At 52.6% G+C, this 21,381-nt stretch carries 20 protein-coding genes; 14 read left to right on the top strand and 6 right to left on the bottom strand.

The features are described 5' to 3' along the window. Positions 1-125 precede the first annotated feature (125 nt). On the top strand, positions 126-1,835 hold the full coding sequence (locus tag NSS64_RS23875; RefSeq protein ID WP_341141750.1) for a methyl-accepting chemotaxis protein: 1,710 nt from the start codon (positions 126-128) through the stop codon (positions 1,833-1,835). A gap of 121 nt (positions 1,836-1,956) precedes the next feature. Continuing rightward, positions 1,957-3,090: a TolB family protein gene (locus NSS64_RS23870; RefSeq protein WP_341141749.1), complete on the top strand. Its 1,134-nt coding sequence runs from the start codon at positions 1,957-1,959 to the stop codon at positions 3,088-3,090. 96 nt (positions 3,091-3,186) lie between these two features. On the opposite strand, the gene qoxD is transcribed toward NSS64_RS23870, so the two are convergent. The 4 genes from qoxD to qoxA are packed head-to-tail and all read right to left on the bottom strand — an operon-like array spanning position 3,187 to position 7,085. Further along, on the bottom strand, positions 3,187-3,480 hold the full coding sequence (qoxD, locus tag NSS64_RS23865) for a cytochrome aa3 quinol oxidase subunit IV (protein ID WP_036731442.1): 294 nt from the start codon (positions 3,478-3,480) through the stop codon (positions 3,187-3,189). Position 3,481: 1 nt separating this feature from the next. Beyond that, a complete protein-coding gene (gene qoxC / locus NSS64_RS23860) occupies positions 3,482-4,078 on the bottom strand; it encodes a cytochrome aa3 quinol oxidase subunit III (protein ID WP_036693560.1) in 597 nt (198 codons plus the stop codon). Beyond that, a complete protein-coding gene (gene qoxB / locus NSS64_RS23855; RefSeq protein ID WP_340943919.1) occupies positions 4,075-6,024 on the bottom strand; it encodes a cytochrome aa3 quinol oxidase subunit I in 1,950 nt (649 codons plus the stop codon). Before qoxB ends, qoxC begins: the two co-directional genes overlap by 4 nt. A 44-nt stretch (positions 6,025-6,068) precedes the next feature. After that, complete coding sequence (qoxA, locus tag NSS64_RS23850) at positions 6,069-7,085, bottom strand: cytochrome aa3 quinol oxidase subunit II (RefSeq protein ID WP_340943917.1); 1,017 nt, start codon at positions 7,083-7,085, stop codon at positions 6,069-6,071. A 499-nt stretch (positions 7,086-7,584) separates the two neighbouring features. Here qoxA and NSS64_RS23845 point away from each other — a divergent pair, with 499 nt between their 5' ends. From NSS64_RS23845 to NSS64_RS23825, 5 genes are all read left to right on the top strand, one after another. Further along, positions 7,585-8,739 carry a polysaccharide deacetylase family protein gene (locus NSS64_RS23845; protein ID WP_340943915.1) on the top strand — a complete coding sequence of 385 codons (1,155 nt, stop codon included), beginning with the start codon at positions 7,585-7,587 and terminating at the stop codon, positions 8,737-8,739. A 193-nt stretch (positions 8,740-8,932) separates the two neighbouring features. Beyond that, on the top strand, positions 8,933-9,322 hold the full coding sequence (locus tag NSS64_RS23840) for a GntR family transcriptional regulator (RefSeq protein ID WP_341141748.1): 390 nt from the start codon (positions 8,933-8,935) through the stop codon (positions 9,320-9,322). Then, the gene (locus NSS64_RS23835; protein WP_341141747.1) at positions 9,315-10,217 is read left to right on the top strand and encodes an ABC transporter ATP-binding protein; all 903 of its coding nucleotides are present in this window, start codon (positions 9,315-9,317) and stop codon (positions 10,215-10,217) included. Before NSS64_RS23840 ends, NSS64_RS23835 begins: the two co-directional genes overlap by 8 nt. After that, positions 10,171-12,204 carry a DUF6449 domain-containing protein gene (locus tag NSS64_RS23830; RefSeq protein ID WP_341141746.1) on the top strand — a complete coding sequence of 678 codons (2,034 nt, stop codon included), beginning with the start codon at positions 10,171-10,173 and terminating at the stop codon, positions 12,202-12,204. Before NSS64_RS23835 ends, NSS64_RS23830 begins: the two co-directional genes overlap by 47 nt. Positions 12,205-12,406: 202 nt before the next feature. Further along, positions 12,407-12,928 carry a mismatch-specific DNA-glycosylase gene (locus NSS64_RS23825; protein WP_341141745.1) on the top strand — a complete coding sequence of 174 codons (522 nt, stop codon included), beginning with the start codon at positions 12,407-12,409 and terminating at the stop codon, positions 12,926-12,928. A gap of 621 nt (positions 12,929-13,549) precedes the next feature. Here the strand turns inward: NSS64_RS23825 and NSS64_RS23820 are convergent. Then, positions 13,550-14,509, bottom strand: coding sequence for an MraY family glycosyltransferase (locus NSS64_RS23820; RefSeq protein ID WP_445322055.1), 960 nt, complete (start codon positions 14,507-14,509; stop codon positions 13,550-13,552). A 94-nt stretch (positions 14,510-14,603) separates the two neighbouring features. Between NSS64_RS23820 and NSS64_RS23815 the strand changes: the two genes are divergently transcribed. Further along, the gene (locus NSS64_RS23815; protein ID WP_341142894.1) at positions 14,604-15,293 is read left to right on the top strand and encodes a YjjG family noncanonical pyrimidine nucleotidase; all 690 of its coding nucleotides are present in this window, start codon (positions 14,604-14,606) and stop codon (positions 15,291-15,293) included. A gap of 105 nt (positions 15,294-15,398) precedes the next feature. Then, entirely contained in the window at positions 15,399-16,091 is a 693-nt protein-coding gene (locus NSS64_RS23810) for a hypothetical protein (RefSeq protein ID WP_341141744.1), read from the top strand. Between the two features lie 123 nt (positions 16,092-16,214). On the opposite strand, the gene NSS64_RS23805 is transcribed toward NSS64_RS23810, so the two are convergent. Beyond that, positions 16,215-17,198 (bottom strand): ring-cleaving dioxygenase, encoded by a 984-nt coding sequence (locus tag NSS64_RS23805; protein WP_341141743.1) that lies wholly within the window; start codon positions 17,196-17,198, stop codon positions 16,215-16,217. Positions 17,199-17,593: 395 nt separating this feature from the next. Here NSS64_RS23805 and NSS64_RS23800 point away from each other — a divergent pair, with 395 nt between their 5' ends. The 5 genes from NSS64_RS23800 (at position 17,594) to NSS64_RS23780 (ending at position 21,278) form a co-directional block, all read left to right on the top strand. Beyond that, a complete protein-coding gene (locus NSS64_RS23800) occupies positions 17,594-18,430 on the top strand; it encodes an AAC(3) family N-acetyltransferase (RefSeq protein WP_341141742.1) in 837 nt (278 codons plus the stop codon). An 87-nt stretch (positions 18,431-18,517) separates the two neighbouring features. After that, positions 18,518-19,450, top strand: coding sequence for a manganese-dependent inorganic pyrophosphatase (locus tag NSS64_RS23795; protein ID WP_036723453.1), 933 nt, complete (start codon positions 18,518-18,520; stop codon positions 19,448-19,450). Between the two features lie 163 nt (positions 19,451-19,613). Next, complete coding sequence (locus NSS64_RS23790) at positions 19,614-20,189, top strand: hypothetical protein (protein ID WP_341141741.1); 576 nt, start codon at positions 19,614-19,616, stop codon at positions 20,187-20,189. Between the two features lie 21 nt (positions 20,190-20,210). Further along, positions 20,211-20,912: a pirin family protein gene (locus tag NSS64_RS23785; protein ID WP_341141740.1), complete on the top strand. Its 702-nt coding sequence runs from the start codon at positions 20,211-20,213 to the stop codon at positions 20,910-20,912. Positions 20,913-20,948: 36 nt separating this feature from the next. Then, positions 20,949-21,278, top strand: a complete 330-nt coding sequence (locus NSS64_RS23780) for a hypothetical protein (protein WP_036693580.1) — start codon at positions 20,949-20,951, stop codon at positions 21,276-21,278. The last annotated feature ends 103 nt before the right edge of the window (positions 21,279-21,381 follow it).

Genomic DNA, 21,381 nt, shown 5'->3' with positions numbered 1-21,381 from the left:
GCTCTGTTAAAATGATATTTTTCTCCTTTATTCGACAAATTTCTTAGCAGGGCCATCAACAATTCGATGTTATTCTCCGATAATTAAGGTTACAGCTAGATATCGAGAAGGCGGGATAACAGGAAATGAGACATCTGAAGATTAAGCATAAAATGATTGTACTGATCGCAGTGGTTATCCTGCTGCTGATCGGGATCGGAACAACGGGTATCCTGACGACAGCCAGAATGGCTGAGAGGTCTGAAGAGACATACAGGCAGAACCTGCAGCCGATTTATTTCGTAACGGAGATCCGCGGGAATAACCGGGCGATTGAGTCTTTTCTGCTGGAGGATCTGATTACCACGGATGACGCGAAGAAGCAGGAGCTGAAGGCGAGAATTCAGGAGAATATCCAGACGAATAATGAGCTGATGGCCGAACTGAGGAAGATTGAATTCAACAATGACAAGATTGCAGCTTATGTGAACGAATATACCCTGCTGCTGCCGGATTACCGCTCACAGCGTGATAATATTATCCATCTGGCCGATAACGACCTTAACGATGAAGGATATCAGGTGTACACGGGCCGGACCTTTAATGAGCTGCGTGACAAAATGGTCCGGCTGCTTGAAGAGACAGCGACGTTATTCATTCAGGATGCGTCTGCCCATAATACACGGACGGCTGACAGTGCCAAGAGCTCTGTTACGTTAAGCAGCATTCTGATTGCGCTGGCCTTGCTGCTCAGTATTGTCCTGAGTGTGATCATTACCAGATTGATTACGAGACCGCTGAAGGAATTGCAGGGGCTGATGAAGCGTGCGGAAGAGGGGGATCTGACGGCCTCTGCCGCTTACCGGTCCAAGGATGAGATCGGCCAGATTAATACATCGTTCAATACCATGCTGGACGGGTTGAAAAATATGATGCGCGGCGTCTCGGAGAGCGCCGAGATTCTCTCGGCCTCCTCCCAGCAGATGAGCGCCAGTGCCGACCAGACCGCGCACGCCTCACAGATGATTGCTGAGACCTCAGGCGAGATCGCAGCCGGATTCGATGTGCAGGCGGAGAGCATTACCCTGACTACGCAGTCTGTGCGGACGATGTCCTATGAGATTGCCGAAGCCCGGTATAGCGGACAAGAAATGACCCGCCTGATGGAGCAGGCTGCCTCCTCCACGGAACGCGGTGTAGACGCAGTAGGGCAGATTCTGGCCCAGATGCGGGAGATTGACTCCAGTGTCTCGGCGAGCCGCCAGATTGTCGGCAACCTGGGCAGCCTGTCCGAAGAGATTAACACCATTATTACAACCATTAATGAGATTGCGACCCAGACCAATCTGTTGTCCCTGAATGCTTCCATCGAAGCCGCCCGGGCGGGCGAGCATGGCCGTGGCTTCGCTGTAGTTGCTGGTGAGATCCGCAAGCTGGCGGAAGCTACCGGAACAAGCTCGCTGCAGATTACAGAGATCATTAACCATATCCGTCAGCAGACCGCCAGTGCCGTAGAATCGATGGAGCAGGGCTCCGGGATTGTCTCTCACGGTGTAGCGCAGAGTGAAGTGGTATCCGAAGCCTTTACGGCGATCCAGACCTCCATTCAGGCTGCCAGTGAGCAGACAGAGCAGATTACAGAGGTCATCGGCCATGTCGCGCAGGAATCGGAGGAAGTGGCCAAATCCATGTCGACGGTGAATGAAATCTCGCGCAAAGGCGCCGCAGACGTTCAGGGCACCAGTGAAGCAAGCCTGGAGCAGCTGACTGCGATGGGAGAGATGTCCTCCTCTGCGCAGTATCTGGCTACCCTGGCCGAGGACCTGCAGAAGCATCTGGCCCGGTTCCGGCTGTAACGGTATAATAGACATCAGCCCGGCCCGATTCGGCCGAGGAACCCTGGAGATTCCCGGGCATCTTCGGCGGAGCCGGGCTTTTGAACGTATTAGTATTAACCCCAAGGAGGCGGTCTCTATAATGAACACCCGAACATGGAAGCTGGCGATAGTTCCAGCCTTGTTAATGACACTTGCAGCATGTAGCTCGAATCAGGCCAGTGCTCCGGCGGTTAGCCCCAGTCCACAGCCAACAGCGGCTCCTGTAGAAGCTTCTGCCCAGCCTACGGAAGGGCCAAAGGTTACACCGGCACCTGCTGAAGCTGCTGGGGTAACGGTAGGGGAAAGTAAACAGTATGAGAAAATAGCAATTTCCGACTGGAAGGACGATAGAACCGTTGTCGTGTCCAAGCAGAACGATAAGCTGGGGCCGATCAGCTCGGGAGAGCTGAAGGGTTCCTATCCGCAGAGCCTGTATTTCTTCCATCTGGATACCGGCGAATACGAATTGATTACAGAGAAGGCGAACATGATGCTGGGGGATGCCAAGCTGTCCGCCGATCAGTTGTTTCTGCTCTATAGTGAATTCTCCCTGGGTGATCCAGTCTACAATGTAATGGACCTGGGGTCCAAGAAGACGTTCACCATTAAGGGTGATACCATTGCTGGAGCAATGGGGGCCGATTGGGCGGATAAGGATACGGTAGTGGGTCCTGCATACAGCGGCGGTGCTTATACAGCGACGGCTACCTCAATGAAGATTGCCCCGGTGGAGGGACTAGGCGGGGAAGGTCTGATTGTTGTAAGACAAATCAAGGATAAGATCTATTACACCAGTAATTCGAAGGACTCCCTGCATAGCTTGGACCTGAATACTAAGGCGAAGGCTGACTTGAATATTCAGGGTACCAGCAGCGTAATCCCTTCACCTGACGAAGAACAAATGCTGATCCTGCAATATAAGGAGACGACCCAGTCGCTGCTGCTCAGCGGCACAGACGGTAAGAATCCGCGGATCCTGGTGGAAGGCACCGAGCTTGGGGCCGTCTCCTGGTCCCCGGATCAGCGGCTGATTGCCTATAGTGTAGCTCTTGAGGAGAATGGTACAACGAATCATACCTTATATGTCTACGATCTGTCTTCTGACAAGTCCGTCCAGATTGCGGAGAGCAACGGGACGATGACCACCTCATGGAGCCCCTCGGGCAAGCAGCTTGCGTATACAGAGCGGGATGACAGCGGGAGCAGCAGCAGTATAGTCCAGTTGAAGTATTAATCAAAAAAGCGGTCCGTACCGGTAAATCTACCGGATACGGACCGCTTTTTTTATAGATTGCTAGAAGGAGCATAACGCTCCTTTGCTTCTTACATACTAAGCATACCAGCCCCATACGAAGATGAACAGGGTGCCGAAGATGGTGACCAGAGCCACGAACATGGCGTATGCGATGTTGATATACAGTTCTTTTTTGGAATCGGCCGATTCTCCGATGTGCATGAACACAAACAGCTGCAAGGAGGCCTGGATCAGCGCTGTAACCAGCAGCACCACCATATTGGCACTGGAGGACAGGTCTCCGTAAATTACAATCAGTGCAGCGGCAGAGAGGACCAGAGAGGCTACATAACCCATCACATGCTTAATTGGGAATAGTTGCTTCATCATGTCACATCAGTCCTTTCAGGTAGACGAAGCTGAAGATAAAGATCCAGACCACGTCTAAGAAGTGCCAGAACAAGGAGAAGATGAACGTTTTGTTGGCGGTAGCGGGCGTAATGCCGCGCTTCCACAGCTGAATCATAATGCCAATTCCCCACAGCAGACCGAAGCTGACGTGAAGACCATGCGTTCCCAGCAGTATGAACAGACTGGAGAGGAAGCCGCTGGTCTGCAGGGTAGCTCCTTCATGTACATAAGTGAAGAACTCGTCGATTTCGATACCGACAAAAGCCAGACCCATCACCAGCGTAATCGCCATGAAGACCATCATGGCTTTCTTGTAGCCATGTCGCATGGCATGGACAGCCAGACCGATGGTGAAGGAGCTCGACAGCAGGAGGAAGGTCTCCATCAGCACTGGGCCGATCTCGAACAGCTCGCTGCCGCTCGGTCCGCTGGCATAGCGGTTAACCATTACGAAATATACAGTGAACAGCGTAGCGAAGAGAGGGATCTCGGCTCCGAGAAAGACCCAGAAGCCGAAGATCTTGTTACTGTTCTCTTCCGTTGAATATTCGAGCGGCTTGGACGCATCTATTTTCATACAGTCTCACCCCGCATCAGTTTCTTTTCTGTAGCTGCAATCTCTTCTACAGGAATATAGTAGCCCTGGTCCTTATCGAAGGACATGAAGGCCAGTACGACCAGAATTCCAATCCCTGAGACGATCGCCGGAATCCACATGCTGAAGACCAGGAAGAAGCCTAGGAAGAAGAAGACTACACCCAATATGAACGGTTTGCCGGTATTGCTTGGCATATGAATCTTGGTGTATTTAGTGTCTGTATACAATGGAATATTCTCATGCTTCGCAGACCATAGAGCATCGCGCGTCTCAACCTTAGGCACAACCGCAAAGTTGTAGAGCGGGATCGGGCTGTGTGTCGCCCATTCGAGCGTCCGGCCATCCCAAGGGTCGTTGGTCGTATCTCTCGGCATGTAGCGTGTACTCCAGTAGATATTGTAGACCAGGATCACGAAGCCGATGGCGAGCCCGACAGCCCCGACGAAGCTCAGCATATTGAGCGGACCGAAGCCTGATTCCTCAGAGTACGTATACATACGCCGCGTCATTCCCATGAGACCCAGGAAGAACAGCGGGAAGAAGGTTACGTTAAAGGAAATGATGATCCACCAGAAGGCATGCTTGCCCAGCCGTTCGTTCAGGCGGAAGCCGAACACTTTAGGGAACCAATAGTGGAACCCGGCGATGACGGCAAATACGGCACCCGGAATCAGGACGTAGTGGAAATGCGCCACCAGGAACATCGTATTGTGATACTGGTAATCGGCGCTGGCCATTGCCAGCATGACGCCCGTTACCCCGCCGATCGTAAAGATCGGGATAAAGGCGAGCGTATAGAGCATCGGTGTCGTGAAGGTAATCCTGCCCTTTCGCAGGGTGAATAGCCAGTTGAATATTTTGACCCCGGTTGGGACCGCTATGGCCATCGTTGTAATAGAGAAGAAGCTGTTGACCATGGCCCCTTGACCCATCGTATAGAAATGGTGCGCCCATACAAGGAAGGACAGGAGCGAGATGATCAGCATACTGAATACCATGGAGGTATATCCGTACAGGTTCTTCTTCGAGAAGGTGGCGATAATCTCACTGTATATCCCGAAGGCCGGCAGTATAACGATATAGACCTCCGGATGTCCCCAGACCCAGAACAGGTTGGCCCAGAGCATATCCATCCCGCCGTTGGCCATCGTGAAGAACTGGGAGCCGAAGAGGCGGTCGAACATCATCATCGCCAGCGCTACGGTAAGAACCGGGAAGGCGAAGACAATGATAACGTTGGTGATGAGTACGGACCAGGTGAACATCGGCATCTTCATCAGCGTCATGCCTGGTGCGCGCATTTTGAGAATCGTTACGATAAAGTTAACCCCGGTGATCAGCGTACCAATACCGGATATTTGCAGGGCCAGAGAGTAGTAGTTGTTCCCTACGGTCGGGCTGAATTCAAGACTCGCCAGCGGGAAGTAGGCTGACCAGCCCGCATCCGGCGAGCCGCCGATGACGAAGGAAATGTTCAGCAGCATGGCGCCCATGAAGAAGAGCCAGAAGCTGACGGCGTTCAGCCGCGGGAAGGCAACGTCCCGTGCGCCGATCTGCAGCGGAATGATTACGTTCATCAGACCGATGATAAAAGGCATGGCCATGAAGAGAATCATGATCAGACCATGGGTGGTGAAGACCTCATTGTAGTGCTGCGCATCGAGGAATTTCATTTCCGGCGCAGCCGTCTGCAGACGCATCATCATCGCATCTACACCGCCGCGGAACAGCATCAGCAGCGCCGCAAGGATGTACATGATCCCGATTTTTTTGTGGTCAACCGTGGTCAGCCATTCACGCCACAGATAGCCCCATTTCTTGAAATAGGTAAGCCCTACGAGAATCCCGATGGTTGCCAGTGCAATACTGATCATGGCTCCGTATATCAAGGGTTCGCCGTGAACCTTAAATTTGTCCAAATCCATTAGGGTAGCTCCTTTCAGTGTGTTGCATTAAGCTCTTCAGAGAGCTAGTGTCCTTCATGTGTGCTTTCATCCACAGGGGAGCTTGGCAGCGGCTGATCGACTTCCGGATCAGGCTTGCTGTCGAATTCCGTTCCGCTGGACGGCTCGGGAGACGGATGAATTTCCTTGTTATCCTGATGCTCCGGATTGCCGTTGTCCATATCCATCTCTTTGCCGCCGCCGCTCATATGATCTCCGTGATTTCCCGGAGGAGGGCTGAACTCCAGATGGGTGGAGGAATACGTTTTGCGTCCGAGGTAATCCGTGGCCAGCAGGCCTTTGAATTCTTCCTCAGTCAGCTTAGGTGCGGTTTCCTTCACTTCCTTCACCCAGTCCTCGTAACCCTTGTTACTAAGTACAAGCGCTTCGAATTCCATGTGGGCGAAGCCTTTACCGCTGAAGTTAGCATTCTTTCCGATATAAGAGCCTTCCGTATCAGCGGAGAGATGAAGCGTTGTCAGCATGTCGCTCATGGCGTACTTTTGACCGGCAAGCTGTGGAATCCAGAGACTGGTAATGGTGCCGAACGAGTACATTCTGAATTCTACCGCACGATGCACCGGCATATTCACGTAGTTGACCGTCTCGATCCCTTCCTCAGGGTAGCTGAAATGCCATTTCCAGTTGGACGAGGAAGCATAGATGACCAGAGGAGTCTGATCTTGATAGTCCGCAGCTACATTCTCCACTTCGTTAGTCGTCTTGACGGTAACAACGGACAAGAAGGCTACGATAATGATCGGGATAATGATCCAGATGGCCTCAAGTACCACATTGCCTTCTTCATGTTTAGGAATGTAGCCCTCATTACTCTTCTTCGCACGATATTTCACCAGTACAAAGATATACAGAATGTAGACAACAGCCAGAACCCCGAGCATAACAAGAATAGAGAGCACAATGGTGTCAGATAACGTCCTTGCAGACGGCCCCTTCGGGTTCAGAACAGCGATTGAGCTGCATCCCGGCAGGAGAAGGATCAGGCTTAGAAACAAAGCGTATAACGGTCCCTTTTTTTTCATATAGAACTCCTTCCTTCAATACTACTTTTCATTCGCCGTTCATTAACGGGAGTACATTGATCTGTATCTATAGTAAGAACTACTTACCCATAATGCAAAATACATATTTTGTATAAATATATAAAATAGACCTTAAAAATGGCGAACAAGTTAAATATGTGTGATCAAATTGTTACAACTCCCTAAGGGTATGATAAAGATCACTGTAGTGGCGCACTTTAGCTAATTTTAAGGTTGTTCAATTTTTGTTCAAAATTCCGATATTGTTATTAATTTTGTCACAATTATTCTGTGCCAAAAACCGCTGTTTTAACCGTGTAACGCCTGCTGTGACAGCATTCGACGAGAATTGCTTGCTTTCTGAAAATAATGGCGACCCCTCATTTATCATTGCATAAGAGTAACAAATTCTTAGCTTGCGGTTACAATCTCTCAAATTACGTTGAAAGTATATATGATAAAGTGATAGACAAATATACATAGATTGGAGACTGCTGCTGTGCGCATCAAGAAAATTCTGCTTTTATTCATGTCTTTATTCCTAATTATGGGGCTTGTGCAGGTCCCGGCTGACGCTAAAGGTGATAGCACTATTCTTAAACTCGGAGTCAACGATAAATTAAGCAAGGTTGAAGCTGTATCCGTAAAAGGCACCTATTATGTACCGCTGCGCGCGCTTGCGGATGAGCTGAAATGGACCCTTACCGGCCTGACGGACGGGATTCACGTAGCCGGCGGGACAGGTTCGCTGACCCTGCTGAGCAAGGACGGAGGTGCGGTGCTGAAGGATGGGACTGCCGTGCCTATGAGCACTTTCGTACAGGACGGCAAACTCATGGCTCCGCTGAAGCTCAGCGGGTACCTCGGGTATAGCATTTCCTATGCGGGAGATAAATATTTACTTCGTGTGAAGGACGGCTCGGCGCAGCTTACCGATGCAGCCTTCACCGATAAATATGCTGCAGAGCTGAAGCCTAAGGCTCCAGTGGCTCCGGTAACTCCAGTCACTCCGGTTCAGCCCACGGAGCCGGGCAAGCCTGGCCGGACCGTGTATCTGACCTTTGACGACGGCCCGTCAGCCACGACTGGCGACCTGCTGGACATCCTGCGTAAATATGACGTACAGGCAACCTTCTTCATGCTGGGGAACAACATGAACCAGCACCCCGCCCAGGTGAAGCGGACGGCGAAGGAAGGCCATGGCTTAGCGCTGCACGGCGTAACCCACCGCCAGGAGAAGTTCTATGCCTCCCCTTCAGCGGCGCTTGCCGAGATGTCAGGGGCCAATGCGACGCTGAAGAAGCTGACGGGAACCAGCACCACCTTGATCCGTACGCCTTACGGAAGTAAGCCCTATTTCACCAAGTCCTTCCGCGATAAAGTCCTGACTCAGGGCTATCATCTCTGGGACTGGAACGTGGATTCCTATGACTGGAAATACAAACAGAACAGCGACAGAATCTATAACACCGTGATGGATCAGGTGAATAAGCTGAAGGCGTCCAAGACCAATCCGGTGATTCTGATGCATGACCAGAAGGCTACACTCAAGGTGCTGCCGCGTATTCTGGAGAAGCTGAAGAAGGAAGGCTATACCTTCAAGCTCATTACGAAGGATATGGAGCCGCTCAATTTCTGGAAGGATAAACGCTGATTACTGCTTATAGCAACAGCAAAGAGCAAGCCCGGGAGACAATCTGTTCCCGCAGGCTTGCTCTTTTTTTGCGCTGAAACTAGACAAAGTAAAAGTTAATGATTGACATCATTCCTCAACTGTATTAATAATAGTAGTACAGTTAATACACTATGATACAGCAGCCGGAGTATCAGATGAAAGGAGGACTGTCATGTTCGAGTTGGATGTACGCAGCCGCAAGCCGATCTATGAGCAGCTGACCGACAAGGTGAAGGAGTTGATTATGCATGGTATTCTGCGGGCGGATGAACAGCTGCCTTCGGTGCGGGCGTTATCCTCGCAGCTTACCCTGAATCCCAATACGATCCAGAAGGCCTATAGGGAACTGGAGCGTGAGGGGTATATCTATTCACTGCAGGGCAAGGGCAACTTCGTAGCCGAGTTGCAGCAGGGCCAGAGTGAGCGCAAACGGGCAGAGCTGAAGGAGGAGCTGCTGCGGCTGATGGCAGAAGCAGTCTACCTTGGGTTCACGGAGACAGAGATCAGTTCCTTGTACCGCCAGGCGCTGGATATGAGAAGAGAGGAGAGCAGCCATGATTGAGATACGCGGTGTGAACAAGATTTTTCAGGAGGAAAAGGCTGTGAACGGCCTCTCGCTGACGGTACCCAAAGGGGCCATCTACGGATTGCTGGGATCGAACGGAGCAGGCAAAACCACGCTTCTTAAGATGCTTGCAGGCATCTATCGCCCGGATACAGGAAGTGTCAAGGTAGGCGGGCAGCCCGTCTATGAATCACCTGAGGTGAAGCGCAGTCTGTTCTTCATGCCGGACAGCCCTTATTTCTTCCCGCAGGCCACAATGAAGAGTATGGCGGAATTCTACCGCTCAATCTATACACAGTGGAGTCAAAAAAGGTATGAGGAGCTGGTTACAGTGTTCCGGCTCGATCCCCGGCGCAGGCTCAGCCGCTTCTCCAAAGGGATGCAACGGCAGGCCGCCTTCCTGCTGGCGCTTAGCTGCAAGCCGGATGCGCTGATTATGGACGAGCCGATCGACGGCCTGGACCCGGTGATGCGCCGCCAGATCAAGAATCTCCTGTTCCAGGAAGTCGCTGAACGCGAGCTTACCGTGCTGATCTCCTCGCATAATCTGCGGGAGATTGAGGATCTGTGCGACCATGTCGGCATTATGCATGAGGGAAGGATGCTTGTGGAGAAGGATCTGGATGATCTGAAGGCCGACACGCACAAGATTCAGGTCGCTTTCCGTGACGTACGTCATGCGGCGGCGCTGGAATCCAAGCTGCAGATTCTCCATCAGGAGCAGCGGGGAAGCGTCAGCCTATACATTGTAAAAGGGGAGCGGGAACGCATCAGCCAAGCTTTTCATGTCTATGACCCGTATGTGTATGACCAGCTTCCGCTGACGCTGGAGGAAATCTTTATCTATGAAATGGGGGATGCCGGTTATGACGCGCAGCCGATTATTCTGTAACAGCAGCATTATCCGCCAGAACCTGCGCCAGTATGGCTGGATCGGAATTTTGTATACACTGGTGCTATTGTTTCAGCTTCCACTGCAGATGTTCATGAACGGTGATCCTAATGCGGAGTCTGTGAAGCCTGATAACCTGTTCAATCTGGGGCCTGATATCGCACCCTTTTTGCTTGCTTTTCCGGTGATCGCCGGATTGTTCCTGTCCCGTTATCTGCAGTCCAAAGGCTCCTCCGATCTGATGCACAGCCTCCCGCTGCGCCGCTCGAATCTGCTGTCTTCCCATATGCTTAGCGGTCTGCTACTGCTGCTGCCTCCGGTGTGGGTCACTGCTGCGGTTACGGCTCTCGTCCGCCCCCTGAAGGGCAATATGTACATCTATCACGGAGCGGAGGTCTGGGAGTGGTGCCTGACCCTTACGGTGCTGACCCTGTTCCTGTTCGCGTTCACTATGTTTGTCGGGATATGTACGGGACAGACCATTCTGCAGGGTGTGGTGGTCTTCATTCTGCTGCTGCTGCCGTCGGCTCTTCTGGAATTTATCAATTTACATCTGAACCGTTATCTGTATGGTTACTTAAACGGGTCCGGACTGACAAGTCTTTCGAATAACGACTGGTCACCAATTCTGCGGATTATGGATATGTCCTATAAGACTTTCAGCCATACGGAGCTGTGGATATATGCCATTCTATCCGTTGTGTTCCTGGCGCTGTGCTTCGTTCTGTACCCTAAACGTCACAGTGAGAAGACCGGACATGCGGTAGCCTTCACTTACTTCGATCCGCTGTTCAAAGCGGGAGTGATGCTGTGCAGTATGCTTGTGGCTCTTGCCTATATTGGCGGCGACAAGCAGGGGGCAGGCTGGATTATCGGCAGCGTCCTGGCTGGAGGGCTGATCGGCTATCTTGCTGCAGAGATGGTACTCCGCAAAAGCTGGCATATTCTGACCCGCAGGCTGCCAATTGAATTCGCTGTGTACTTTGTGCTGCTGGGTCTGCTGCTCTATGTTCCTGTATCCGGCTTAACCGGATATGAGAACCGGGTTCCGGCGAGTGATAAGGTGGCTGCAGTATTCGCCGGAGGCAATTATGAGCAATTAACACAGCCGCCGCAGGGTGCTGAGAACTCAAAAGTCCTGGTCGATGATATCCGGTCCAAAGACCCTAAGTATATCGAAGCGGTAACCGCACTGCATCGGGCTGTCGTCACGGCGAGGCCGGAACAGCAGAAAAATGAGTGGAACAACGGCTACCTTTCACGGGTGAGCTTTACGCTGTCTTATCAGTTGAAGAACGGCAGGACGCTGCAGCGGACGTATTTCGTTCCGCGGACAGGCTTTGAGCCGGAGCTGAAGGCGGTTATGGAGCATGCGGATTATAAGCGCGAGCGCTATCAGGCGTTTCGCATGAATGAGAATGTGGAGAGCATCTGGCTCGGCAACCTGAACAAGGCGGTCACGATTTCCGACCCGCAGGAGGTTCAGGAGTTCAAGGATATTCTAACTCGGGAAATACTGAATATGTCCTACGAGGATCAGTTTTCGGATCAGCGGACACGGGCTTCTATCCGTGTTAGACTTAAGCCGGATCAATACGGAAACAGCGTCAATTATTACTATGACTGGTTCCCCTCCTATCAGGAGCTGGGGGCTTGGCTGGAACAGAAAGGCTATGCCGCAAAAATTAAAATTACTGCAGCGGATGTCGTATCCGCCGAGATGTTCAGGGATATTAATCACAGCCAGCTGACTTACGGGCTGAGAAATAATCCCGATACCCGCTTCGAATTAGCGCGCAAAGAGAAACGGTCGGTCACAGTCACTGACAAGGCGCTTATCAACGGCATTCTGGAGCAGCGGCGCAATTTCACCGGCGTGGAGGGAAGGGTTGTGGTAAGAATAGAGTATAAGGATGGAATGATTAATTACATTTCCCTGGAGGAGCAGGAGATGTCTCCTGCGCTCAAGGCGCTTCTTCCTAAATAGGTTTGTTATATTGCAGTAACCCGGCAATCCTGTTCCCCCCGTTAACGGATCTATATCCTGTGCGGGGGGATTTCTGTGTTGCAGCGTAAAGCCGGTGCGAGTGAGGTCCTCTGCTTCGGCTTCAGGTGTACCTGAGTCCAAAGCATGGGTATATTAGATTAGGGTCTGCAAAATAATGCGGCCAGTGTAAGGAGGAACGAACATGGAAGAGGTACGGGATCATCTGGATCACGGACTCCAGATTGTTTTCATCGGGTTCAACCCCAGCATCCGCTCCGGGGAGCTGGGGCATCATTATGCCAATCCGCGCAATAATTTCTGGCGCATCCTGCATAAGTCCGGGCTGACGCCGCGGTTATACGAGGCTTCCGAGGACGGGGAACTGCTGAAGCTGGGGTACGGGTTCACCAACATCGTCGCCCGCCCCACCGTAGGCGCTGAAGATATCACCCGGGAGGAGTACGCCAAGGGCCGCGAGCTTCTGCGGGCCAAGCTGGAGGAATACCGCCCGGAGATTGCCTGCTTTGTCGGCAAGGGCGTATATACAGAGTTCAGCCGCAGAACTACAGCCTCCTGGGGCTTCCAGGAAGGTATTGCTCCCGTGGTGGACGGAGTCCGCGAGTTCGTCGCCCCGTCATCCAGCGGTCTGGTCCGCATGCCGATGCCGGAGATCATCGGAATCTACTCGCAGCTGCGTGACTTCACGGAGGAGCAGGAGCCTTAAGGCCGTAGAAACGCGTCATATAGTTGCGTGGAATCGATGTATGCGAAAAACCGATTACAATCGGTACAGATGGGGGTGCGCGGGCCTGATGTATGCGGAAAACAGCATACATTTGCTGGCGCGCAGGCGTGTGTTCCGAATGTATGCGGAAAACAGCATACATTGTGCTGGTGCGCAGGCGTGTGTCCCGAATGTATGCGAAAAACAGCATACATTTGCTGGCGCGCAGGCGTGTGGCCTGAATGTATGCGAAAAACCTAACGCATGAGCTGACGCGAGGGCGAAAGGGTGTGTAGTATCGGGTTTGTGGTTTTAAATCGCATCCCGCTTAAACAGCGGAGAGGACGGAACGAATGCGGAAAAGCGATAGCGGTCGCCTTTGTCTCCGGATTTTTACCGATTAGGGAAATAAATAAAATCTGGAGACAACAGCGATTGTAGCAACGTTCCGTTCGCGGAGCGTCCACCCAAGTGCCCGCGTTGATCCTGCTCAAAAGTAAAAGGTTCTCCCATGTAATCAGGCAGGGCCCACGCTGATCCTGCTCGAAAAATTAAAAAGGCCGCCCCCATCAGCCATTTCATGACTTTTGGGAACAGCCCTTTTAATAAATAGCAGCCTGCCTACGTCTGGATCAGCAGCAGGATGATGGACGACAGGGAGAGGCAAACGCTGGCCAGATAGAGCACGCCGACCACCTGTCTCTGGTTCAGACCAGCCTTGAGCAGACGGTAATGAACCTGACTGGCGTCCGCCTGATAGATGGCTTGTCCCTTCAGGAAGCGTCTGATGACGACAAAAATATTGTCGAAGATCGGTACGCCCAGCGCGAGAATCGGAATGAACAGCGACAACACCGTGGCCTGCTTGAAGGCGCCGTCCAGCGCAATCACCGCCAGAATGAAGCCGAGGAAGGTGGCGCCGGCATCGCCCATGAAGATTTTGGCCGGAGCCTTGTTGAAGCGCAAGTACGCCAGCGTAACCCCGATCAGCGAAATTGCCATGTAGGCAGAAGTAGATTGGCCCATCGTGAGTGCGACGACGAACAGGGTAACTGCCGAGATCGCTGTAAGTCCGCCGGCCAGACCGTCCATGCCGTCCGAGAAATTAATGACCGTAGTGACGCCGAAGATCCAGATGATCGTCAGCAGGAACTGCAAAATGAACGGCAGTGAGATATAATCACCTGAGAACGGATTAATGAAGCCGGTAAACGCATTGCCGGAAAAGAACACCAGAACCGCGGCGGCAATCTGTACGATGAATTTGGGCAGGGCCGGGAAATCCTTGCCTTTGGTTTTGTACCAGTCATCGATGGTTCCTATAGTCAGCAGAAGCACACCGCCAATGAACAGGGCGAGCGTCTCCAGGGTGAATTCACGTGCGAAGAGCAGATATGTAATGAAAAAACCTACGAATATAGCGTAGCTTGCCGTTAGCGGGATAGGCTCCCTATGGATTTTGCGTTCAACATCTTCCCTCGGCCTGTCCACGAAATCCAGCCGGAAAGCCAGCCTGCCCAGAGGAGGAATCAGCAGATAAACGATAAAAAATGACACGAGAAAAGCTAAACCGTATAAAATGACAATCACCCCGTTGATTTTTTTAAGGCCTATCCCAAATTATATCGCAGAAGGATGTATGTTGTCGAACTACATAAGCGAGATGGAGGAAATGATGAAATACGAATGTATCTTATTTGATGCCGATGATACGCTGTTCGATTATGGAATGGCAGAGAGTCATGCCTTGATCCATGCCTTCGCCCACTTCGGGCTGCCGACGGGCGCGCAGGAGTATGCCGCCAGCTACCAGGAAATTAACCATGGACTGTGGAAGGAGCTTGAACAAGGGCAGATTACCGCTGCCGCCCTGCGGGTGGAACGGTTCAACCGGCTGTTCGCCGCCCATCAGCTCAGCCTGAAGCCGGATGAATTCAGTGAAGCATATTTGCGTTTTCTGGGGGAAGGCACCTTCCTGATTCAAGGGGCGGTAGAGATCTGCGGAGAGCTGGCGGGATGCAGGCTGGCTATTATCACTAATGGCTTCAAGCATGTACAGCAGGCGAGGATCAAGGGTTCTCCGCTAAGCGAGGTGTTCGAGGAGATTATCATCTCAGAGGAGGCCGGTTACCAGAAGCCGGAGACGGGGATTTTTGATTATGCTTTTGCTAAGCTTAAGCTGTCCGATAGACGCAAGGTGCTGATCGTCGGGGACTCCCTGACCTCGGATATCCGGGGCGGGAACAATTACGGCATCGATACATGCTGGTTCAATCCGCTGGGCAAGCCCGGTGATCCTGAGATCCTTCCTACCTATGAAATCGGCAGTCTGGACGAGCTGGTGGAGATTGTGAACCGCGCGTAAGCGGAATAAACGGCGGCAGGCAGGTTGAAAGTTTCGCTTCCGTGTTAAATATATAGGGATGCAAAGTTTCTACTTTTTTAACAACAACATACGGGAGAGGATATTATGAGAAAAAAATGGCTGATTGCCGCGGTGGTCACCGGCATGACGGTAACAGGCTCGGCAGGGGTGTATGCGGGCACCAAGCTGCAGCAGATTAAGGCTTATCTGAACCATAGCCTGGGTATTGTGGTGGATGGTAATCCTTTTTGGATGAAGGATGGCAATGGCAAAACCCTGACTCCGATCACCTACGAAGGTCTCACCTACCTGCCGGTCCAGTCGATCGCCACGGTGCTGAAGGTGCCTATCAATTATGACTCGGTTAACTATAAAGTGAGAATTGGTGCCGGCAGCGCGGATATTCCTGCGCCGACTCCTGCTCCGGGAACCTCTACCGGCGGGGTGAATACAACTCCTGCTCCAGTAGTGGAGGGAACGGCCAGACCGGTTAATCTGCCTAAGGATTTTCCGATTCCCCAGGACGCCCTGATTGCGATCACGCTGGATACAGATGCTAACGGCCAGAAGAAGGTGGCGTTCACGTATTCCACGCAGGAGACACTGGAGATCATGGGCTTCGTGTACAGTGAATATGCACGGATTAAAAATCTGGATAATGCCTCGGAGTCGGTATCAGCCAGCAATGTCAAAATTACGGGCAGACTCGGCGGGACAAGCCCTGTATCCATTACAGGTAAAGCCTCCACGGCCCGGCCGGGCTTCAACCTCTTCACGATCACCTGGTCGGAGAGCTGATCTGAGCCGGTAAGCCTAAGCTGTTATGCAGGCTTGGCCAACTCAAAAGAAACTCCGGCTTGTAAGTCAGCCGGAGTTTCTTCATGTGCAATTCGCCAAGGCTAATTCACCAAGGGAATATGATCAGACTTGCGGGCGGGTATCCAGCGGCTTCAGGTGGGCCTCAATCTGTTCGCGCTTTGCTTCCAGGAACGGAGGAAGGGCCAGCGCCTCGCCCAGATGCTCAACCTCTTCATCCGTCGCGAATCCCGGTCCGTCCGTTGCCAGCTCGAACAGAATACCATTCGGCTCCCGGAAATACAGGGAGCGGAAGTAGAAGCGGTCCACAAAACCTGAGTTCGGGAGCTGTACGCTGCGGATGCGTTCAATCCACTGCTTCAGCTCCTCTTCATTATCGACGCGGAAGGCTACATGATGCACGCCGCCCCGTCCCAGGCGCTCCTGCGGAAGATCGCTGCGTTCCTCCAGATGGATCTCCGTACCAGAGCCGCCTTCGCCAGTCTCGAACACGATAATATCCGGCTGGCCCGCGACTGGAGAAGGATAACTGCCTGCACGGCGGAAGCCGAGCAGGTCCTCCAGAATCAGGGCCGTATGCTCAGCAGTCTCGACGGTCAGATGTGCCGGTCCCAGCCCGACTATGGCATACTCGGCAGGTACCGGGCTCTTGGCCCAGGGCTTACCGCCGGGCATGCCCTCGTTATGCTCATCTGAGACGAGGATGAGGCGCTGGCCCTCATGGTCGGTGAAGGCCAGTGTCTTGCGGCCGCCGCGTTCGGTGATTTCTTCATGCTCTACGCCGAGCACCGTGAAGCGCTGTGTCCAGAAGAGCAGGGCATCATCTCCGGGAACGCGCAGGGAGAGCGCGGAGATGCTGTTGTTGCCATCACGGTTACGCCCGGCGTTAGGCAGCTCGAAGAAGGTAAGCTCCGTGCCGGGATTCCCGGTCTCATCCCCGTAGAACAGGTGGTAGACAGATACGTCATCCTGGTTGACGGTCTTCTTGATCAAGCGGAGCCCCAGCACTTCTGTATAGAATTTATAGTTTTCCGGCGCTTTGGCGGTAATGGCAGATACATGGTGAAGTCCTTTTAATGTTAAACTCATGGGAATACCTCCTGAAGTTTGGTTGTTATATAAGACACACTTAAGAGTTGAACTCGAAGCTAGGTCGTCACTGCGGTGAACATTTGGACTTTCGGCCGCTGTTGTATTAGGATTTCCTGATTAGAACCGCTCTTCGCGGTAGAAATCCAAATACAAAGGCGGTCGCTAACGCTCCTCCAGTTCCAAATTTCCCCTCCGCTTCTTTTTGCTTTTTGTTAATTTCTTTAGTGTTTCTTATATAACTTGGGTTGTTATATAAAAGCTGCAAATTACTTATTAATATTAAGTTACTATAATTTTAATAGTAAATGAGTAATTTTGCAAGATGTATTTCAGGGTGTATTTCAAGATGCATTTCAAGCTGGTATTTATTATTCAGGAAAGCGGGGTTAATCATGCACACCAGATCAAGTCTGATGAAGCAGCTGGAGAGGATGGGAATCGATCCGCAGGGGACACTGCTGGTCCATTCCTCGCTCAAAAGCATTGGTGAAGTGGAAGGGGGAGCGGATACCGTACTGGATGTTCTCTCAGAATATATGAAGGAGGGGCTGCTGGTTCTGCCCACTCATACCTGGTCTTATATCGACGGGCAGAATCCGCGCTTCTCTGTGCTGGAGTCGCCCGCCTGCGTAGGTATTCTGCCGGAGCTGTTCCGCAAGCGGCCGGGCGTGATCCGTTCCTGGCATCCCACACATTCGGTGGCGGCGCTGGGCAGGGAGGCGGCGGTGTTCACAGCCGGAGATGAGCGCTGGGATACGCCCTGTGCACGCGGGTCGGTCTATGGCAAGCTGCTGGACCGGGGAGCGGAGATTATGCTGCTCGGTGTGGATCTGCGGAGGAATACGTTCATTCACGGTATTGAAGAGTGGGTGGATATTCCCGGCCGGATGACGGACGGGCATGAGGCGCTCTATACCGTGACGCCGGAAGGAGAGGAGATTGCGGTGCCTTCGCGCAGACACTGCGGACTGTCTTGGTCGCAGCATTTCTGGAAGGTGGAATCCGTGCTGGAGGACGGCGGGGCGCTGCGCAGGGGCAGCTTCGGCGATGCGGCGGTTATGCTCTGCAGCACGGTGGAGACTACGCGTATCCTGAGTGATATGCTCAGGGAGAACCCGGATCTGTTCTCGGATAACGATCCGCTCTTCGGGGAGAATGCGCCTGAGGCGCTGCCGAAGACGAAACGGGGTCAACCTGTACAGGCAGTGCAGGAGCATACCAAGCGTTAACCCAGGCCGGATATTTACGGGTCTCTGGCAGGTTTCTATCAATGTATGGTATATTATTCTCACAAAAACATAGTAAGGAGATTGGAAATGACAAAAACTTTGATCTTTGGTCACAAAAACCCGGATACAGATACGATCTGCTCGGCCATTGCTTATGCGGCACTGAAGAAGGAACTGGGCTGGGATGCCGAGCCGGTCCGGCTTGGAGACATCAGCGGAGAGACTCAGTTCGCCCTCGACCACTTCGGGGTAGAAGCGCCGCGTCTGGTGGAGAACGTTGCTGCAGAAGCTGAACAAGTGATTCTGGTTGACCATAATGAACGCCAGCAAAGTGCGAATGATATCGATCAGGTCCGTGTGGTTGAGGTTATTGATCATCACCGGATTGCGAACTTCGAGACCGCCTATCCGCTGTATTACCGGGCTGAGCCAGTCGGCTGTACGGCTACCATTCTGAACAAGCTGTACAAAGAGAATGGCGTGGCCATTCCTAAGAACATCGCCGGTCTGATGCTGTCCGCTATCATTTCCGATTCCTTGCTGTTCAAATCGCCGACCTGCACGGAGCAGGATGTGGCTGCTGCGCGTGAACTGGCGGTCATTGCCGGAGTGGATGCCGAGAGCTATGGCCTGGACATGCTCAAAGCCGGTGCCGACCTGAGCGATAAGAGTATTGCCCAGCTGATCTCTCTGGATGCCAAGGAATTCAAAATGGGTGAATATAAGGTGGAGATTGCCCAGGTTAACGCTGTGGACGTGAATGATGTCCTGTCCAAACAGCCGGAGCTGGAAGCGGCGCTTACCGCGATTATTGACGACAAGGGACTGGATCTGTTCCTGTTCGTGGTTACCGATATCCTGAACAACGATTCCGTGGGTCTTGCCCTGGGCCGCGTAGCCGGCGCTGTGGAGCAGGCTTACAATGTGAAGCTGGATGATAACAAGGCTGTGCTGAAGGGTGTAGTGTCCCGTAAATCACAGATTGTACCGGTTCTTACCGAGACGATCGCCAAGCTGTAAATGCTGCTTCCGGGTGCACCCGGTGCAAGAAGGTTGTCCCGTGACCGGCTGTGCCTTTTCCTCAGGAAAAACGTACAGCCGGTTTTATTTTACAATTCACAGCAACTCCTTGCCGCCTGAAGGGTATAAACAGCATAGGACATTATAGAGGGGGACGGGAATAATGGGGAAGATGCGCAAGCTGGCGATTTCAACAATGTGCCTGATGATGGTCTCGGGGGGAGGCCTGCTGTATGCTGCTGCCGGCAAAACAGATCTCTCATTCTATGTGAATAATATGATGCTTAAGCAGCCTGCACTATCCTCGGATGGCGGGGTCTATGTGCCTGTGGAGCAGCTTTCGGAGAATATGCAGGCGATTGTATCCGTGGACGAGTCAGCAGGGACGGTCAAGCTCTACAAGCCTAATGTGAACACGGTGCTGCTGGATGAGCAGGGCAAGATTTTCGGCAAAGTCAGAATGGACACCAGCAATACCTTCTCTGCCCTGGTGCAGGTGGATGATCTCAAAACAGATATCTCCGATCTGAAAATCACCATTACAGACCCGGCAGGCAAGACGGATATTGTGGATAACCAGCCGATTACAGAGAAGAAGGACAGCTTCTGGTTCAAATCGGCAGCGTATAATTATAAGGTTACCGACAAGGGGAACTATATGATCCAGGTGTATTTCAAGGATGCTGCGTCCAAGAAATGGTTCATCGTTTCTGAACTGCAGATATCGACCACTTCATAATAACCACAGGAGGCGGTTCCATTGATTACAATCTATCCAGCTGCGTCTGCGCACCAGTTCGATCACGGCTGGCTGAAGGGCAGTCATGTCTTCTCCTTCGGGGATTTCTACGATCCGGACAACACGGCCTTTGGGCCGATGCGTGTCTGTAACGATGATACGATCGCTCCGGGAAAAGGCTTCGGCGCCCATCCGCACAGTGACATGGAGATTGTCTCGATTGTGCTGTCCGGCGTGCTTCGTCATGAGGACAACCTCGGTAATGTCGCGCAGACGTCCTTCGGCGGCATCCAGCGGATGTCGGCCGGGACCGGCGCGATTCATACGGAGCATAACCCTTCGGACAGTGAGCCGGTCCGCCTGCTTCAGCTGTGGTTCATGCCCCGGAACCGGGGGACAGCTCCCTCCTATGCAACCGGACGCTTCGATCCGGCCAAGCTTGAAGGACGCTTGCTTCCGGTAGTAGCGGCTGAAGCGTCGAAGGAGATTGTTGATATAGCCCAGGATATGACGATTTATCTGGGGAAGGCCGAGGCGGGAGGGCAACTGAATTTCCGGCAGGAGCCGGGGCGGCGCAGCTTTGTATATCTGGTAGAAGGGCAGCTTACCCTGAACGGGAATGATGTGCTGAAGCCGGGCGATTCGGCAAGAATCGAGGACACAGCGCAGCTGGAGCTGAAGGCGGATGAGCATATACTGGTCATGGTGATTGATCTGCCGTAATGAGCGGCGGGATTCAGACATGAAGGAGGAGCGCGAATGGCAGAACAGGAAAGAGTGCTGGTGAAGCATTCCGTAACCGGGCGCATGCTTGTGAACAGCATGGAGGGAGCCGGGTACACCTTCGATGAGCAGGGCGGGCTGACCTTGATCACCCTGACGAATGTGGCGGCAGATAAGGGCGCGGCGGTAGTGGAGCTGAAGGCGGAGCTTAATGTATTCCGCTTCGAGGAGCCTGCGGACGGGCCGGTCATCAAGCATTGGTACTACGTTGGAGATCAGCCTGTAACCTATGATGCGGACTCCGGGCGCTTAACGATAGCCGTGCAATCCGAAATCGAGTACCGGCCAGATCAATACTGGGCCTGATCCCTTCCAGACTCCACCCCATGTGCTTACAATAGGCGTGAGGTTCGGGGTCTGCTGCTTTGTGCGCATTTATGAAAAAAGATGAAAATGGGACAAATGAACT

This window comes from Paenibacillus sp. FSL H8-0122, from assembly GCF_038005345.1.
Lineage (GTDB): Bacteria > Bacillota > Bacilli > Paenibacillales > Paenibacillaceae > Paenibacillus_AQ.
Note: the sequence above shows the minus strand (reverse complement) of the source record. Positions and strands in the feature narration are given on the sequence as shown.

Bases quoted from the DNA above. Each gene is read 5' to 3' on its own strand.
- NSS64_RS23875 (WP_341141750.1), top strand. From the start codon at position 126: ATGAGACATCTGAAGATTAAGCATAAAATGATTGTACTGATCGCAGTG.
- NSS64_RS23870 (WP_341141749.1), top strand. From the start codon at position 1,957: ATGAACACCCGAACATGGAAGCTGGCGATAGTTCCAGCCTTGTTAATG.
- qoxD (WP_036731442.1), bottom strand. From the start codon at position 3,480: ATGATGAAGCAACTATTCCCAATTAAGCATGTGATGGGTTATGTAGCC.
- qoxC (WP_036693560.1), bottom strand. From the start codon at position 4,078: ATGAAAATAGATGCGTCCAAGCCGCTCGAATATTCAACGGAAGAGAAC.
- qoxB (WP_340943919.1), bottom strand. From the start codon at position 6,024: ATGGATTTGGACAAATTTAAGGTTCACGGCGAACCCTTGATATACGGA.
- qoxA (WP_340943917.1), bottom strand. From the start codon at position 7,085: ATGAAAAAAAAGGGACCGTTATACGCTTTGTTTCTAAGCCTGATCCTT.
- NSS64_RS23840 (WP_341141748.1), top strand. From the start codon at position 8,933: ATGTTCGAGTTGGATGTACGCAGCCGCAAGCCGATCTATGAGCAGCTG.
- NSS64_RS23835 (WP_341141747.1), top strand. From the start codon at position 9,315: ATGATTGAGATACGCGGTGTGAACAAGATTTTTCAGGAGGAAAAGGCT.
- NSS64_RS23830 (WP_341141746.1), top strand. From the start codon at position 10,171: ATGAAATGGGGGATGCCGGTTATGACGCGCAGCCGATTATTCTGTAAC.
- NSS64_RS23825 (WP_341141745.1), top strand. From the start codon at position 12,407: ATGGAAGAGGTACGGGATCATCTGGATCACGGACTCCAGATTGTTTTC.
- NSS64_RS23815 (WP_341142894.1), top strand. From the start codon at position 14,604: ATGAAATACGAATGTATCTTATTTGATGCCGATGATACGCTGTTCGAT.
- NSS64_RS23810 (WP_341141744.1), top strand. From the start codon at position 15,399: ATGAGAAAAAAATGGCTGATTGCCGCGGTGGTCACCGGCATGACGGTA.
- NSS64_RS23805 (WP_341141743.1), bottom strand. From the start codon at position 17,198: ATGAGTTTAACATTAAAAGGACTTCACCATGTATCTGCCATTACCGCC.
- NSS64_RS23800 (WP_341141742.1), top strand. From the start codon at position 17,594: ATGCACACCAGATCAAGTCTGATGAAGCAGCTGGAGAGGATGGGAATC.
- NSS64_RS23795 (WP_036723453.1), top strand. From the start codon at position 18,518: ATGACAAAAACTTTGATCTTTGGTCACAAAAACCCGGATACAGATACG.
- NSS64_RS23790 (WP_341141741.1), top strand. From the start codon at position 19,614: ATGGGGAAGATGCGCAAGCTGGCGATTTCAACAATGTGCCTGATGATG.
- NSS64_RS23780 (WP_036693580.1), top strand. From the start codon at position 20,949: ATGGCAGAACAGGAAAGAGTGCTGGTGAAGCATTCCGTAACCGGGCGC.